The organism is Allosphingosinicella sp. (assembly GCF_046295735.1).
GTDB lineage: Bacteria > Pseudomonadota > Alphaproteobacteria > Sphingomonadales > Sphingomonadaceae > Allosphingosinicella.
Window position 1 is genome coordinate 74,432 of the sequence record NZ_JBKBMQ010000011.1, and the last position, 11,939, is coordinate 86,370.

Below are 11,939 nucleotides of genomic sequence, written 5' to 3' on the forward strand. Positions count from 1 at the left end.
CCTCCCCGGTCCGGGGAAGGTTCAGTTGCCCGGCGGCGCGGCCCAGTCCAGCCGGTCGACGGTCACCCAGCCGTAGAGCCAGTTGAGGTAGAACAAGGCGAACAGGACGGTGGCGAGGATGGTCGTCCTCAGCGCCACCCGCCAGAAGACGAAGCCGTGGGGCGAGCTCTCCGCATGGCCGGGCTGGCAGTCCACGCCCGCCTCCTCGTCGGTGCGGACGCCCCAGGGCAGCACCAGGAACAAAGAGAGCACCCAGAAGAGCAGGTAGACGGCGGCGATCGAGACGGGTTGCATGCGCCCCTCATAGCCTGACGATCAGGACGTCCACCACCGGCTTCTTGCCGGTCCAGTCGGTCGCGCAGCGGCGGACGGCGAGTCGGATCGCCTCGCGCAGCTTGTCCTCGTTGCCGGCGCCCTTCCGGGCCGCCTCGGCGGCGGCGTCGCACGCTTCCTCCAGAAAGGCGGCGCGATCCTCCTCGACCGGCACGCCCTGGAGGGAGATCTGGACGTCGCCGACCACCCGGTCCCGATCGTCCAGCGCGATCGCGACGGAGACGATCCCCTGGAAGGAAAGCTTGCGCCGCTCGTTCATCGTCGGACCGTCCGCTCCGAGGATCACGTCCCCGTCGAGGATCAGGCGGCCGACCCGCTCCCGGCCGATGATCTGCGGACCCTCCGGCGCCAGCCGGACGAGATCGCCGTCCTGCTGCACGATCGCGCGCGCAACGCCCTGCGACATCGCGAAGCGGGCATGTTCATGAAGGTGGCGTGCCTCGCCATGGACCGGCACGATGATCTCCGGGCGGATCCAGCGGTACATGGCCGCGAGCTCCGGCCGGCCGGGATGGCCGGACACGTGGACGTTGGCCTGGCGATCGGTGATCATCCGCACGCGGCGATTGGCGAGTTCGTTCTGGATGCGGCCGATCGCGATCTCGTTGCCCGGGATCTGCTTCGACGAGAACACGACGAGGTCGCCCTCGCTGAGCTTCAGCTTGTGCTGATCGAAGGCGATGCGCGCCAGCGCTGCCCGCGACTCGCCCTGCCCGCCGGTCGCGATGATCATCACGTCGCGGCGGGGAAGCTGCATCGCCGTCTCGAAGTCCACCGTCTCGGGGAAATCGGTCAGATAGCCGACGCTTTGCGCGACCCTGAGGATGCGGTCGAGCGAACGGCCGGCGACGCAGACCCGCCGGCCGGTGTCGCGCGCCACCTGGCCGAGCGTCGCCACCCGCGCGGCGTTGGAGGCGAAGGTGGTGACGAGCACGCGCCCCTCGGCCTCCGCGACCACCCTATCGAGACCCTCCCGCACCTCCGCTTCGGAGCCGGAGGCTTCCTCCTGGAAGACGTTGGTCGAATCGCAGACGAGCGCGAGAATGCCTTCGTCGCCCACCTTCGTCAGCGCCTCGGCATCGGCCGGGTCGCCGATCTGCGGGAATTCGTCGAGCTTCCAGTCGCCGGTGTGGAACACCTTGCCGTAGGGGGTATCGATCAGAAGCGCGTTGCCTTCCGGGATCGAGTGGGCGAGCGGCACGAAGCGGAAGCCGAACGGGCCGATCTGCATCGTCCCGCCGATGTCGATCAGCTTCAGCTCGACCTCGCCGGTCAGCCCCTCCTCCTCCAGCTTGCCGGCGATGAGACCCGCGGTGAAGGGCGTCGCGTAGAGCGGAACGCCGAGGTCGGCGGCGAGATAGGGAATGGCGCCGATATGATCCTCATGGCCGTGGGTGAGCACCACGCCCAGCAGGTCCTTGCGCCGCTCCTCGATGAATTCGAGGTCGGGGAGGATGATGTCGATCCCCGGATAGGCCGGATCGGCGAACGTCATGCCGAGATCGACCATGATCCATTTGCCGTCGCAGCCGTAGAGATTGACGTTCATGCCGATCTCGCCCGATCCGCCGAGCGCGAGGAACAGAAGCTCTTTGCCTGGTTTCATGTCTTATCCTTGCTGTCCTCCCGAGGTCGGGAGGGGAACCGGCCGGGGCCGGTGGAGAGATGCCGCGGCCGCGCCGGGCCGGCGGATCGCATCCTCCTCATCTACGACGGGGCGAGGCTTTTGCTCCGCTCCCAGAGGAGGCCGAGGCCCTGAATGGTGAGGTCCGGCTCGATCGCGTCGAAAATCTCGGTCTGCTTGTCGAACAGAACGGCCAGGCCGCCGGTCGCCACGACGGTGACGGGACGCCCGACCTCGGCCTTCATCCGCTGCGTCAGGCCCTCCATCATCGCCACATAGCCCCAATAGATGCCGATATGCATCTGATCCTCGGTGGTGCGGCCGATGACGGAGGCATGATCGGGCGCCTCGATGGCGATGCGCGGCAGCTTCGCGGCCGCCGCGACCAGAGCGTCGAGCGACAGGTTGATGCCGGGCGCGATGATGCCGCCTTTATAGGCGCCGGAATAATCAACCATGTCGAAAGTCGTCGCGGTCCCGAAATCGATGACGATGAGATCGCCGTCGTGCAGCGCGTGGGCGGCGATGGCGTTCAGCACCCGGTCGGCGCCCACCGTCTGCGGCTCGGCAACGTCCAGCTCGATCCCCCAGGCCGCGGCACCGCGCCCGGCGACGAGCGGCTCGACGCCGAAATATTTCACCGACAGGACCGACAGGTTGTGCAGCGCGCGGGGCACCACCGTGCCGATCATCACCGCCTCCACCGCCGATCGGTCGAGCCCTTCGAGCTGGAGCAGCTGATGCAGCCAGACCGCATATTCGTCGGCCGTGCGGCGCGGATCGGTGGCGATGCGCCAGCGGGCGCGGATCACGCCCTCTTCGACGAGGGCGAAGACGATGTTGGTGTTGCCGGCGTCGATCGCGAGAAGCATGGCGCCTGTTAGCGACCCGCACGCCGCTTGGCGAGGCCCTCGCCTGTTCCGCGGGGCGCCGCTATGATCGGACGCTCCGCATATCAGGACCAGCACGACGATGCGCCTTGCCCGCCTGCTTCTTGCCGCCTTTGCCCTCCACGCCACGCCGGTGGCGGCGCAGGAGGTGGATTATGCCGCCCAGCTGACGGAGGGCGAGGCGCGGTTCGCGAATTTCGCCTTCAAGTCCGGCGCCACCCTGCCGGAGCTGCGCATCCATTATGCGACGCTCGGCACGCCGCGGCGCGATGCGTCCGGGCGAATCGTCAATGCGGTGCTGGCGCTGCACGGCACGGGCGGTAGCGGGCGCCAGTTCCTCCAGCCCCAGTTCGCGCAGGAACTGTTCGGACCCGGCCAGCCGCTCGACATCAGCCGCCATTACGTCATCCTGCCCGACAATATCGGCCATGGCCGGTCGTCAAAGCCCAGCGACGGGCTGCGCATGCGCTTTCCCGCCTACGGCTATGGCGACATGGTGGAAGCGCAGCGCCGGCTCGTCGCCGATCATCTGGGGATCGCGCGGCTGCGGCTGCTGATCGGCACCTCGATGGGCTGCATGCACGGCTTCGTCTGGGGCCAGCGCCACCCCAACGCCGTGCAGGCAATGCTGCCGATGGCCTGCCTCCCGACCGAGATCGTGGGCCACAACCGTATGTGGCGCAAGGCGGCGGTGCACGGGATCATGCAGGATCCCGCCTGGCGCGGCGGCGACTATGAGGCCCAGCCGGTGCTCGGCCTGCGCACCGCCGTCAGCCTTCTCCAGGTCGCCGGCTTCGCGCCGCTCCATCTCCAGCGCGCCTATCCGACCCGCGAGGCGGCGGAGCAGTTCATCGTCCAGCGGATCGAGGGCGACATCCCGAACCGCGACGCCAACGATCTCATCTACCAGCTCGAATCCTCGCGCGGCTACAATCCATGGCCGGATCTCGAGCGGATCGCGATCCCGATGACCTGGATCAATTCCAGCGACGACTTCATCAATCCCTGGGACTATGGCATCGCCGAGCGTGCGGCGGAGCGGCTTCCCGACGCGCGCTACGTTCTCATCCGCGCGACCGACGAGACGCGCGGCCATTCTACCCACACCTGGGCGCGCTTCTGGAAGCAGGAACTGATCGACCTGCTCGCCCGCACCGCGCGCTGACTCAGATCAGGAACACGTCGCCGGCGTGGATCGTGCGCAGGGTGCCGTCGGCAAGCCGCAGGCGCAACGAGCCGGCTTCGTCCAGGCCGTCGAACAGCCCCTCCTCGCCGGCGGCCGAAAGGGCGGTGCCGATCGGATGGGCGCCGGCCAGCCAGCGCGCACGCACCGGGCCGAGCCCCTCGCTGCGCCAGCGGCCCAGCCAGCGAGCGAAGCTCTCCGCCAGCGCCTCCACGAAGACCTCGGCGGCCGGCGCGGAACCCGCCAGCGCGGCGATGCTGGTGACGGGCCGATCCAGTCCTTCGGGATGATGGGCAAGGTTGACGCCGAAGCCGATCACCACCGCCTCGCCCTCGCGCTCCAGCAGGATACCGGCGAGCTTCGCCTGGCCCGCGGTCAGGTCGTTCGGCCATTTGATCCGCACCTCGGCCAAGCTGAGCGCCGCCACCTCATGCACCGCGACCGCCGCGACGAGGGCGAGCGACGGCGCCGGCGGATCGCCCGGGCGGAGCCGCACGAGGGTGCTCGCATAGAGGTTGCCGGGCGGCGATTCCCACGCCCTCCCCTGCCGGCCCTTGCCCCCCGTCTGCCGTTCGGCACGGACCCACAGCCCCTCCGCCGCGCCCTGTCTCGCCAGCGCGGCGACATCGTCGTTGGTGGAACCGGTTCGGGGAAGCGTTCGGATCGGCGGTGACATCGTCCCCGCTTAGCCGGATCACGGCGCCCCTTCCAAGCGCTCCTTCGGCCGTAACGAAGCTTCAACATCTTCCGCCTATGCTGCCGCCGGGACGCCTTTTCGGGGGGAGGCGAACAGCGATTCCAATGCTGGCCAAGCGAATCCTGCTGGAACTTGCCGGGCGCGCGGGGCTCGCGCCGCTCGCGCGGCGGGCCACCGCCCGGCATCTCCGCATCCTCGGTTACCACGGTGCGTGGCTCCTGCCGGGGCCTCCGCTCGGCGAATGCACCTTCATTACGCCCGCTTTGTTCGAACGGCGCATGACGCGCCTCAAACGGTCGGGACATCCTGTCCTGTCGCTCACGGACGCGGTGTCGCGGCTCGCGGACGGCAGCCTTCCGAACGGCGCCGTCGTGATCACGATCGACGACGGATGGGTGTCGACGCTCACCCACATGGTGCCCATCCTGGAGGCGCTGGAGCTGCCCGCGTCGCTTTACGCGACCACGTGGTATTCGGAGCGGGACCTTCCCGTCGTGACGCAGGCGGTGCGTTTCCTGGCCCGGTCCGGCGGCCGGCCCGAAGAGGAGGCCAAGGCGGCGATCGCCCGCATCGAGGCGCTGCCGGTGGAGGAGCGGCTGGCCGCCCTGCGCGCCTATGGCACCGAGCTCGGCGTCGCCGAGGAGTGGCTGGAGCGGCGGCAGTTCCACATCATGTCGGCGTCCGAGCTCGCCGAAGCGCAGCGCCGCGGCATCGACATCCAGCTCCACACCCACCGCCACATCGAGGTGGCGGCCCATCACGGCCGGCTCGGCGCGGAGATCGAGGAGAACCGGGCTTGCCTCGCCGCCGCGCTCGGCATCCAGGGCTTCGATCATTTCTGCTATCCAAGCGGCAGCTTCCACGAGACGGCGCCCGCCATCCTGGCGGCGGCAGGGGTCAGATCGGCGACCCTGTGCGACCCGGGGCTGAACCGGCCGGGGGCCGACCCGCTGACGCTGAAGCGCCTGCTCGACGGCTGGCGGGTGAGCGACGCCGAGTTCGACGCCTATCTTTCGGGCGTCATGCACGCTTTGTCTCCGCTCTCCAGCGCGGCGGCCGCGCTGACGCGGGTAAGGGCGAGGTAATCAGGATCGGTTAGGATCGAGGCGAACGGAGAAGCCATCATGCTGATGAAGCGCGAGGTCCACGACTTCCCATCGCGGGACCTGTTCCCCGGCTGGCGCGGGCACGAGCCGCTGGCCGAGCGCCTGCCGCAAGCTTCGGTGAAGTTGCACGACGAATGCCCCGGCCTCGCCCGGGCCGTCGCCGCCCTGCCCTTCGCCCGTTTCGAGGAGGCGGACCGGGTGATCGGGCCGGTGCGCAAATATAACGCGCCCGCCCGGCGTGCCGCCGCCCTGGCCGATGGTCTCGATCCGGAGGTGCGGCCCTACTGGCTCTGCGCCTTGCTGCTGTCGCATGTCTCGCGCTTCGAGGCGCGCTTCGCCGAGACCGGCCTGGATGGCGAGTTCGCTCTCCATTATCGCGACCATTTCCACCGCATCCTCGACCAGATCGACGCCGATCCCGCGTTTGCGGATCTCGCGCAGGACAGTTTCCTCAAGGATCTGTGGCTGGCGCGCATGGTGATGATCCCGGCTTTCGCCCAGGTCTGGTGGCCGCATTCGGGAATTTCCGCCAAGGCCGTGCTGCGCGCCGGCTCCAAAGCGGCGGCCTATGTCTTCCTGGGCTGCGGCGGGCGCAAGCCGTTCCTGGAAGGGCACACCCACGATCCGGTCGCGCGCGCTTACTGGAACGAGGCGGGCTGGCGCGAGGCGCTTCGCCTGGCGGCGCTCGCCTTGCCGGCGCTCCCCGCCGCCCGCGGCGTGTTCGGGACCGCCTGGTTCTACGATCCGCAGGTCAGGGAGATCAGCCCCCGCATCGCCTTCGCCCAAGACCTTCAGGTCGGCAAAGGCGCGCTTCATATCGAGATCGGCAGCAACGAGGACGCGGTTCGCAACGCCACCGCCACCTCGGCCGAGCGGCGCAACCGCTATCGCGAGGGAAGCTATCTTCCCACCGATTTCGCCGTCATCTGGTCCCGCCGGGCGATCGCCGCCGCCTACGGCGCCTGAAGGATCAAAACAGCGCCAGCGCCGCGTTCTGGGCGGCCGCGTCGATCAGCGGGATGGTGAGATAGCCGAGCGGCGAGACGAACAGGGCCGACGCGAGGATGAGACCGGCACCGACCTTGTCGTGATCGGGACCGAAGGCCGGCGCGGGTTCGTCGAAATACATGATCTTGACGATCTTGATGTAATAATAAGCGCCGATCACCGAAGTGGCGATGCCGATCGCCGCGAGCCAGGTGAGGTCCGCCTGGACGGCGGCGTTGAACACCAGGAATTTCGGCCAGAAACCGAACAGCGGCGGGATGCCGGCTAGGCTGAACATGAACACCGCCATCGCCGCCGCGAGCGCCGGACGGCTGCGCGACAGGCCCGCCAGACTGTCGATGCTCTCGACCGGACGGCCGTCGGCATCCACCATCCGCATCACGACGAGAAACGCGCCGAGCGTCATCGCGACATAGACGGCCATGTAGAACAGCACGGACGCGACGCCTTCCTGCGTCGCCGCGGCAAGCCCGATCAGCGCGAAGCCGACATTGTTGATCGAGCTGTAGGCGAGCAGCCGCTTGATGTTGGGCTGGCCGATCGCCGCGACGCCGCCGAGCACGGTCGACGCCAGCGCCATGAAGATGACGATCTGCTGCCAGCTCGAAGCGGCCGGGCCCATGCCCTCCATCGCGACGCGGACCAGCAGCGCCATCGCGGCGACCTTGGGCGCGGAGGCGAAGAAGGCGGTGACCGGCGTCGGCGCGCCTTCATAAACGTCGGGCGTCCACATGTGGAACGGCACGGCCGAAACCTTGAAGGCGATGCCGGCGAGCACGAAGACGATGCCGAACAGCTCGCCCGTCGACACGCCGTCGGCCAGCGAGGCGGCAATGCCGTCGAACAGGGTGGTGCCGGTGAAGCCGTAGAGCAGCGAAATGCCGTAGAGCAGAATGCCCGAAGCGAGCGCGCCCAGCACGAAATATTTGAGACCAGCTTCGGCCGAGCGGGTGTCCCTGCGCAGGAAGCTCGCCAGCACGTAAGCGGACAGGCTCTGCAGCTCGAGGCCGATATAGAGCATCAGCAGGTCGCCGGCCGACACCATGATTCCCATGCCGATCGCCGAGAAGAGGATCAGCACCGGATATTCGGCGTGGAGCTCCCCTTCCCGCGCGAAGAAGCGGGGCGTCATCAGGATGGCGACGATCGACGCGAGGAAGATCAGCAGCTTGGCGAAGGCGGCGAACTGGTCGGCCCGGTACTGGCCGTCGAACACCGCGCCGGCATGGTGGGCGGGGCCGAGCAGCGAAAGCGAGGCGAGCACCAGCAGGCCGATCGCCATCCAGCTGACGGTGCGGTAGGTGCGCGCCGGATTCTTCGACCAGGCAGCCTGGAGCAGCAGCTCGGTCGCGCCGAAGGCGATGATCAGTTCCGGCGCGATCGCCTGGACGATTTCCCAGAAGGTCATCAGTGCGCCCCTGCCGCGGGCTGCGCGGCCGCTTGAGGTTGGGCGGCGGCCGGATCAGGCGCCGCGAGTCGGGCGTCGCCCGCCGGCGCGGCGCGCTCGATCCGGTCGAGCAGCAGGCCCACGTCGGCGCGCATCGGCGCCATGAAGCTTTCGGGATAGACGCCCATCCACAGCACCACCGCGGCGATCGCGCCCAGCATGCCGAGCTCGCGCCGGTTGAGATCGGGCATAGCCGCGGCGTCGGCATGGCGGTGCGCGCCATAGACCACCCGCCAGTAGAGCCACAGCATATAGGCCGCGCCGAGGATGAGGCCGGTGGTGGCCGCGAACGCCACCCAGCTGTGCGCCTGGTAGGCGCCCATCAGCGCGAGGAATTCGCCCACGAAGCCGGACGTGCCCGGCAGGCCCACGGCCGCCATCGTGAACAGCAGGAACAGCAGCGCATAAGCCGGCATGTTGTCCGCGAGACCGCCGTAACGATCGATGTCGCGGGTGTGGAGCCGGTCGTAGACGACGCCGACGCACAGGAAGAGCGCGCCCGAGACGAGACCGTGCGAGAGCATGACGATGAGCCCGCCCTCGATCCCCTGCCGGTTGAAGGCGAACAGGCCGATCGTGACGAAGGCCATGTGGGCGACCGAGGAATAAGCGATCAGCTTCTTCATGTCCTGCTGCACGAGCGCGACCAGCGAGGTGTAGACCACCGCCACCATCGACAGGCCCATCACCAGCCAGAACAGCTGGGCCGAGGCTTCGGGGAACATCGGCAGCGAGAAGCGGATGAAACCGTAGCCGCCGAGCTTCAGCAGCACGCCCGCCAGGATCACCGAGCCGGCGGTCGGCGCTTGCACGTGGGCGTCCGGAAGCCAGGTGTGGAAGGGCCACATCGGCACCTTCACCGCGAAGCTCGCGAAGAAGGCCAGCCACAGCCAAGTCTGCGCCTCCGGCGGGAAATCGGTGGCCATCAGGTCGGGGATGGAGGTCGTGCCCGCGAAATTCACCATCCACAGCATCGCGATCAGCATCAGCACCGATCCGAGCAGGGTGTAGAGGAAGAATTTGTAGGCTGCGTAGATCCGGTTCGCGCCGCCCCAGATGCCGATGATCAGGTACATCGGGATCAGGCCGGCTTCGAACATGATGTAGAAGAGGAAGATGTCCTGCGCCGCGAAGACGCCGATCATCAGCGTCTCCATCAGCAGGAAAGCGGCCATGAATTCCGGCACCCGCTTCTCGATCGCGGTCCAGCTGGCGAGGATGCAGATCGGCATCAGGAAGACCGACAGCATGATCAGCATCAAAGCGATGCCGTCGATGCCGAGCGCCCAGGCGAAGCGGCCGAAGACGGGCGCATATTCCTGGAACTGCCACTGCGGCCCGCCCACTTCGTAGGTCAGCCAGAGAAGGACGCCGAGCAGGAAGGTGACGATCGTCGCCCCGAGCGCCGTCCAGCGCGCGCCGTTGGCGCCGAGCCAGAGGCAGGCGATGCCGGCGAAGAAGGGGATCGCCAGCATGATCGACAGGATGGGGAAGCCGAGCTGGTTCACCGGCCGGCGCTCCCGATCGTGTCAGGGCCGTTCGTGCCGAACGGATCGTCGTTCCAGAAATTCATCGCGTGATCGCCCAGGTGGCGGCGGCGGCGATGCCGAGCAGCATCACCAGCGCATAGGTGTAGACATAGCCGGACTGAAGCCGCGCGGTGAGGCGATTGCCGCCCGCCACCAGCGCAGCCGCGCCGTTGGGGCCGAACCGGTCGATCGTGCCTTCGTCGCCCCGCTTCCAGAACATGCGGCCGAGCCACAGCGAAGGCCGGACGAAGAGCACGTTGTACGCCTCGTCGAAGAACCATTTGTTGTAGAGGAAGGTGTAGAGGACGCCGAACTGGCCGACGAACGCCTTCGGGAAGCCGGTGTTGCGGATATAGGCGTACCAGGCGACGAACGCGCCGATCAGCATCACCGCCGCCGGCGAGAGCTTCACCCAGAGCGGAACATAATGGATGTCGTGCATCAGCTCGGCATCGAAGACGAGGCTTCCGCCCCAGAATTCAACGCCATGCTCCTCCCCGATGAACGGGTGGTGGAACGCCATGCCCGCGAACAACGCGCCGAGCGACAGCAGCGCCAGCGGCACCAGCATCGACCACGGGCTTTCGTGCGGATGATAGCCGCCGGTGCCGGTCGCGATCTCGGTATGGCCCGCCTCGCTGGGATGGGTGTCATGGCCGGCATGCTCGTCCTCGGGATGCGGATCGGCCGCATGGTCGTCGGTGCGGGCATGATGGTGATCGTGCAGCGCGTGCTGGATGTGGCCGGAGGCCGCCCAGCGCGGGGTTCCCCAGAAGGTGAGGAACATCAGCCGCCAGCTGTAGAAGCTGGTCAGCAGGGCCGCGAAGATGCCGATCGTGAAGGCGACGCCGCCCGGCCCGGTGCCGACCGCATAAGCGCTCTCGATGATCGCGTCCTTCGAATAGAAGCCGGCGAAGCCGAATACGCCCACTACGCCGACGCCGGTGATCGACAAGGTTCCGAGCAGCATCGCCCAGAAGGTGAAGGGGATGTGCTTCCGAAGGCCGCCGTAGAAGCGCATGTCCTGTTCGTGGTGCATGGCATGGATCACCGAGCCGGCACCGAGGAACAGGAGCGCCTTGAAGAAGGCGTGGGTGAAGAGGTGGAACATCGCCGCCGAATAAGCGCCCACCCCGGCCGCGAAGAACATGTAGCCGAGCTGGGAACAGGTCGAATAGGCGATCACCCGCTTGATGTCGTTCTGCACCGTGCCGACCGTGGCCGCGAACAAGGCGGTGGCGGCACCGACGAAGGTCACGACCGCCAGCGCGGTGTCGCTGGTCTCGAACATCGGCGACAGGCGGCAGACCATGAACACGCCCGCCGTCACCATGGTGGCGGCGTGGATCAGCGCGGAGACCGGCGTCGGGCCTTCCATCGCGTCTGGCAGCCAGGTGTGGAGGCCGAGCTGGGCGGACTTGCCCATCGCGCCGATGAACAGCAGCAGGCAGATCGCCGTCATCGTGTCGACGCGCATGCCGAAGATGGTGAAGGTCGCGCCCGCCATGGCCGGCGCGGCCTCGAGGATGGCCGGGATCGACACGGTGCCGAACACCAGGAAGGTCGCGAAAATGCCGAGCGCGAATCCGAAATCGCCGACGCGGTTGACGACGAAGGCCTTCAGGGCGGCGGCGTTGGCGGAGGGCTTCTTGTACCAGAAACCGATCAGCAGGTAGGAGGCCAAGCCCACCCCTTCCCAGCCGAAGAACATCTGGACGAGATTGTCGGCCGTCACCAGCATCAGCATCGCAAAGGTGAACAGCGACAGATAGGCGAAGAAGCGGGGCTGGCTGTCGTCCTCCGCCATATAGCCCCAGCTGTAGAGGTGGACGAGCGCCGAGACGCTGGTGACGACGACCAGCATCACGGCGGTCAGCGCGTCGACCCTCAGCGCCCAATCGACCGCCATGTCGCCGGACACGATCCAGGTAAGGACCGGCGCGACATAGGCCTCCTGGCCACCGAACATGAAGCCGAGGAAGATCGGCCAGGACAGAGCGGCGGCCGCGAACAGCGCGCCGGTGGTGACGAGTTTCGCCGCGGTGTTGCCGATCAGGCGATTGCCGAGCCCCGCGACGATCGCGGCGAGCAGCGGCAGGAAGACGATGGCCTGGATCACTGC

10 protein-coding genes are annotated in these 11,939 nt (G+C 67.8%); 3 read left to right on the top strand and 7 right to left on the bottom strand.

The window, feature by feature from the left end:
- Positions 1-21: 21 nt before the first annotated feature.
- The 3 genes from ACK4K7_RS11625 to ACK4K7_RS11635 all read right to left on the bottom strand — a co-directional run bounded on the left by ACK4K7_RS11625 (position 22) and on the right by ACK4K7_RS11635 (position 2,829).
- Complete coding sequence (locus ACK4K7_RS11625) at positions 22-294, bottom strand: DUF1467 family protein (protein ID WP_431866168.1); 273 nt, start codon at positions 292-294, stop codon at positions 22-24.
- A 7-nt stretch (positions 295-301) separates the two neighbouring features.
- Positions 302-1,939, bottom strand: coding sequence for a ribonuclease J (locus tag ACK4K7_RS11630; protein WP_431866170.1), 1,638 nt, complete (start codon positions 1,937-1,939; stop codon positions 302-304).
- A gap of 101 nt (positions 1,940-2,040) precedes the next feature.
- Positions 2,041-2,829 (bottom strand): type III pantothenate kinase, encoded by a 789-nt coding sequence (locus ACK4K7_RS11635; protein WP_431866171.1) that lies wholly within the window; start codon positions 2,827-2,829, stop codon positions 2,041-2,043.
- Between the two features lie 100 nt (positions 2,830-2,929).
- Here ACK4K7_RS11635 and ACK4K7_RS11640 point away from each other — a divergent pair, with 100 nt between their 5' ends.
- Entirely contained in the window at positions 2,930-4,012 is a 1,083-nt protein-coding gene (locus tag ACK4K7_RS11640) for an alpha/beta fold hydrolase (RefSeq protein ID WP_431866173.1), read from the top strand.
- Position 4,013: 1 nt separating this feature from the next.
- Here ACK4K7_RS11640 and ACK4K7_RS11645 read toward each other — a convergent pair whose 3' ends face one another.
- On the bottom strand, positions 4,014-4,706 hold the full coding sequence (locus tag ACK4K7_RS11645) for a biotin--[acetyl-CoA-carboxylase] ligase (protein ID WP_431866174.1): 693 nt from the start codon (positions 4,704-4,706) through the stop codon (positions 4,014-4,016).
- A gap of 125 nt (positions 4,707-4,831) precedes the next feature.
- Here ACK4K7_RS11645 and ACK4K7_RS11650 point away from each other — a divergent pair, with 125 nt between their 5' ends.
- Together ACK4K7_RS11650 and ACK4K7_RS11655 are read left to right on the top strand one after the other, a co-directional pair.
- The gene (locus ACK4K7_RS11650) at positions 4,832-5,812 is read left to right on the top strand and encodes a polysaccharide deacetylase family protein (RefSeq protein WP_431866175.1); all 981 of its coding nucleotides are present in this window, start codon (positions 4,832-4,834) and stop codon (positions 5,810-5,812) included.
- A 39-nt stretch (positions 5,813-5,851) separates the two neighbouring features.
- The gene (locus ACK4K7_RS11655; RefSeq protein WP_431866176.1) at positions 5,852-6,799 is read left to right on the top strand and encodes a hypothetical protein; all 948 of its coding nucleotides are present in this window, start codon (positions 5,852-5,854) and stop codon (positions 6,797-6,799) included.
- A gap of 4 nt (positions 6,800-6,803) precedes the next feature.
- On the opposite strand, the gene nuoN is transcribed toward ACK4K7_RS11655, so the two are convergent.
- The 3 genes from nuoN to nuoL all read right to left on the bottom strand — a co-directional run bounded on the left by nuoN (position 6,804) and on the right by nuoL (position 11,936).
- Positions 6,804-8,249: an NADH-quinone oxidoreductase subunit NuoN gene (gene nuoN / locus ACK4K7_RS11660; RefSeq protein WP_431866178.1), complete on the bottom strand. Its 1,446-nt coding sequence runs from the start codon at positions 8,247-8,249 to the stop codon at positions 6,804-6,806.
- Positions 8,249-9,763: an NADH-quinone oxidoreductase subunit M gene (locus ACK4K7_RS11665; protein WP_431866256.1), complete on the bottom strand. Its 1,515-nt coding sequence runs from the start codon at positions 9,761-9,763 to the stop codon at positions 8,249-8,251. Before ACK4K7_RS11665 ends, nuoN begins: the two co-directional genes overlap by 1 nt.
- 94 nt (positions 9,764-9,857) lie before the next feature.
- A complete protein-coding gene (nuoL, locus tag ACK4K7_RS11670; protein WP_431866179.1) occupies positions 9,858-11,936 on the bottom strand; it encodes an NADH-quinone oxidoreductase subunit L in 2,079 nt (692 codons plus the stop codon).
- Positions 11,937-11,939: the final 3 nt, after the last annotated feature.

What these genes read in the sequence shown, in the direction of transcription:
- ACK4K7_RS11625 (WP_431866168.1), bottom strand. Translation starts at nt 294, where the DNA reads ATGCAACCCGTCTCGATCGCCGCCGTCTACCTGCTCTTCTGGGTGCTC.
- ACK4K7_RS11630 (WP_431866170.1), bottom strand. Translation starts at nt 1,939, where the DNA reads ATGAAACCAGGCAAAGAGCTTCTGTTCCTCGCGCTCGGCGGATCGGGC.
- ACK4K7_RS11635 (WP_431866171.1), bottom strand. Translation starts at nt 2,829, where the DNA reads ATGCTTCTCGCGATCGACGCCGGCAACACCAACATCGTCTTCGCCCTC.
- ACK4K7_RS11640 (WP_431866173.1), top strand. Translation starts at nt 2,930, where the DNA reads ATGCGCCTTGCCCGCCTGCTTCTTGCCGCCTTTGCCCTCCACGCCACG.
- ACK4K7_RS11645 (WP_431866174.1), bottom strand. Translation starts at nt 4,706, where the DNA reads ATGTCACCGCCGATCCGAACGCTTCCCCGAACCGGTTCCACCAACGAC.
- ACK4K7_RS11650 (WP_431866175.1), top strand. Translation starts at nt 4,832, where the DNA reads ATGCTGGCCAAGCGAATCCTGCTGGAACTTGCCGGGCGCGCGGGGCTC.
- ACK4K7_RS11655 (WP_431866176.1), top strand. Translation starts at nt 5,852, where the DNA reads ATGCTGATGAAGCGCGAGGTCCACGACTTCCCATCGCGGGACCTGTTC.
- nuoN (WP_431866178.1), bottom strand. Translation starts at nt 8,249, where the DNA reads ATGACCTTCTGGGAAATCGTCCAGGCGATCGCGCCGGAACTGATCATC.
- ACK4K7_RS11665 (WP_431866256.1), bottom strand. Translation starts at nt 9,763, where the DNA reads ATGCTGGCGATCCCCTTCTTCGCCGGCATCGCCTGCCTCTGGCTCGGC.